This window comes from Pseudoteredinibacter isoporae, from assembly GCF_011602085.1.
In the GTDB taxonomy this organism is placed as follows: domain Bacteria; phylum Pseudomonadota; class Gammaproteobacteria; order Pseudomonadales; family Cellvibrionaceae; genus Pseudoteredinibacter; species Pseudoteredinibacter isoporae.
The window spans coordinates 1-3,498 of the sequence record NZ_JAAONY010000009.1 but is presented as its reverse complement, the minus strand read 5'-3'; the positions used below and the strand labels follow the sequence as shown (position 1 = coordinate 3,498).

The window sequence follows — 3,498 nt, the reverse complement described above, 5'->3', positions numbered from 1 at the left end:
TAAAAAACCCCTGCTGGGTATCCAGCAGGGGTTTCGGAATAAAAGCTTGACGATGACCTACTCTCACATGGGGAATCCCCACACTACCATCGGCGCTGAGTCGTTTCACTTCTGAGTTCGGGATGGGATCAGGTGGTTCCAACTCGCTATGGTCGTCAAGCAAACTGGTATGAGTTCGTGCTTGGTCTTAAAGGATCTCTTATCCTTGCCACACTCACTCAAATAGGGTGGTGGAAGTGCCTCTCTCGAAGCCCGAACAACTGTAAATCTAACATCACAGTCATTCAGAAAGTTGTATGTATGCAAATCAATTTGGGTATGTGTTCGTCTATCTCGACTCTATCCATATCTGTCCTGGACTACACATTCAGTAGCCTCAGTTATATGGTCAAGCCTCACGGGCAATTAGTACTGGTTAGCTCAACGCCTTACAACGCTTCCACACCCAGCCTATCAACGTCATAGTCTTTAACGGCCCTTTAGGGGAATTAAATTCCCAGGGAAAACTTATCTTGAAGGAGGCTTCCCGCTTAGATGCTTTCAGCGGTTATCCCGTCCGAACGTAGCTACCCGGCAATGCTTCTGGCGAAACAACCGGAACACCAGAGGTTCGTCCACTCCGGTCCTCTCGTACTAGGAGCAGCTCTTCTCAATTTTCCAACGCCCACGGCAGATAGGGACCGAACTGTCTCACGACGTTCTAAACCCAGCTCGCGTACCACTTTAAATGGCGAACAGCCATACCCTTGGGACCGGCTTCAGCCCCAGGATGTGATGAGCCGACATCGAGGTGCCAAACACCGCCGTCGATGTGAACTCTTGGGCGGTATCAGCCTGTTATCCCCGGAGTACCTTTTATCCGTTGAGCGATGGCCCTTCCATACAGAACCACCGGATCACTATGACCTACTTTCGTACCTGATCGACGTGTCAGTCTCTCAGTCAAGCACCCTTTTGCCATTGCACTCTTTGCATGATTTCCGACCATGCTGAGGGTACCTTCGTGCTCCTCCGTTACTCTTTGGGAGGAGACCGCCCCAGTCAAACTACCCACCAGACACTGTCTGCAATCCCGATAAGGGACCTACGTTAGAACCCCAAACATACCAGGCTGGTATTTCAAGGTCGGCTCCACCGCAACTGGCGTCACGGTTTCAAAGCCTCCCAGCTATCCTACACAAATAGGCTCAGAGTTCAGTGTCAAGCTGTAGTAAAGGTTCACGGGGTCTTTCCGTCTAGCCGCGGGAACACAGCATCTTAACTGCGAGTTCAATTTCACTGAGTCTCGGGTGGAGACAGCGTGGCCATCATTACGCCATTCGTGCAGGTCGGAACTTACCCGACAAGGAATTTCGCTACCTTAGGACCGTTATAGTTACGGCCGCCGTTTACCGGGGCTTCGATCAAGAGCTTCGCACAAGTGCTAACCCCATCAATTAACCTTCCGGCACCGGGCAGGCGTCACACCCTATACGTCCACTTACGTGTTTGCAGAGTGCTATGTTTTTAATAAACAGTTGCAGCCACCTGGTCACTTCGGCCAGCCTCAGCTTAGGGAGCAAGTCCCATCACCAAAACCGGCGTACCTTCTCCCGAAGTTACGGTACCATTTTGCCTAGTTCCTTCACCCGAGTTCTCTCAAGCGCCTTAGTATTCTCTACCTGACCACCTGTGTCGGTTTGGGGTACGATCCCTCATAACCTGAAGCTTAGAAGATTTTCTTGGAAGCATGGCATCAACCACTTCAGCTCATAAATGAGCCTCGTCATCAGTTCTCAGCCTTAAGATCCCGGATTTGCCTAAGATCTCAGCCTACAACCTTAAACGCGGACAACCAACGCCGCGCCGGCCTAGCCTTCTCCGTCCCTCCATCGCAGTTATAAGAGGTACAGGAATATTAACCTGTTTCCCATCGACTACGCCTTTCGGCCTCGCCTTAGGGGTCGACTAACCCTGTCCCGATTAGCGTTGGACAGGAACCCTTGGTCTTCCGGCGAGGGAGTTTTTCACTCCCTTTATCGTTACTCATGTCAGCATTCGCACTTCTGATACGTCCAGCATGCCTCACAGCACACCTTCAGCCGCTTACAGAACGCTCCCCTACCCTGCTCTAAGAGCAGCCGCAGCTTCGGTTACCAATTTAGCCCCGTTACATCTTCCGCGCAGGCCGACTCGACTAGTGAGCTATTACGCTTTCTTTAAAGGATGGCTGCTTCTAAGCCAACCTCCTAGCTGTCTGGGCCTTCCCACATCGTTTCCCACTTAATTGGTATTAGGGACCTTAGCTGGCGGTCTGGGTTGTTTCCCTTTCCACTATGGACGTTAGCACCCATAGTGTGTCTCCCATGATTGCACTCACTGGTATTCGGAGTTTGCAAAGGGTTGGTAAGTCGGGATGACCCCCTAGCCTTAACAGTGCTCTACCCCCAGTGGTGATACATGAGGCTCTACCTAAATAGATTTCGGGGAGAACCAGCTATCTCCGAGCTTGATTAGCCTTTCACTCCGATCCACAGCTCATCCCCGCATTTTTCAACATACGTGGGTTCGGGCCTCCAGTCAGTGTTACCTAACCTTCACCCTGGCCATGGATAGATCGCTCGGTTTCGGGTCTATTGCCAGCGACTAGACGCCCTATTAAGACTCGGTTTCCCTACGGCTCCCCTAAACGGTTAACCTTGCCACTGACAATAAGTCGCTGACCCATTATACAAAAGGTACGCGGTCACAGAACAAGTCTGCTCCCACTGCTTGTACGCATACGGTTTCAGGTTCTATTTCACTCCCCTCACAGGGGTTCTTTTCGCCTTTCCCTCACGGTACTGGTTCACTATCGGTCAGACAGGAGTATTTAGCCTTGGAGGATGGTCCCCCCATGTTCAGTCAGGATATCACGTGTCCCGACCTACTCGATTTCACAACAAGTGCCTTTTCGTGTACGGGGCTATCACCCTGTATCGCCCAACTTTCCAGAAGGTTCCACTAAAACACAAATTGCTTAAGGGCTAATCCCCGTTCGCTCGCCGCTACTAAGGGAATCTCGGTTGATTTCTTTTCCTCTGGGTACTTAGATGTTTCAGTTCCCCAGGTTCGCCTCGTATACCTATGTATTCAGTATACGATACCTCAAAGAGGTGGGTTTCCCCATTCGGAAATGCTAGGATCAAAGCGTGTTTGCCAGCTCCCCTAGCCTTATCGCAGGCTCCTACGTCCTTCATCGCCTCTGTCTGCCAAGGCATCCACCGTATGCGCTTAGTCGCTTGACCATATAACTCAAGCAACTGAATGTGCACGACTTACAAAATTTCGATAAATGTTTCTGCTCCAGACCGAAGCAAAAACACTGGATCTCATGATTTGTAAAAACAATAAATTCGCCGGACAGGTATGGTAATTAGTCAGATAGACTTTGTTACATACTCGTCAATTAATTTGCAGTATTACAACTTTACTTTCCACCTTGTTAAAGAACGTCTGATTGTAAAAATCAGAAGTAAA

General features: G+C 50.1%; 2 rRNA genes. Both read right to left on the bottom strand.

Annotation, left to right across the window (positions count from 1 at the left end):
- Nucleotides 1–44 precede the first annotated feature (44 nt).
- Nucleotides 45–160: ribosomal RNA gene (rrf, locus tag G8768_RS20820) — 5S ribosomal RNA — on the bottom strand.
- Between the two features lie 224 nt (nt 161–384).
- A 23S ribosomal RNA gene (locus G8768_RS20815) occupies nt 385–3,266 on the bottom strand.
- Nucleotides 3,267–3,498: the final 232 nt, after the last annotated feature.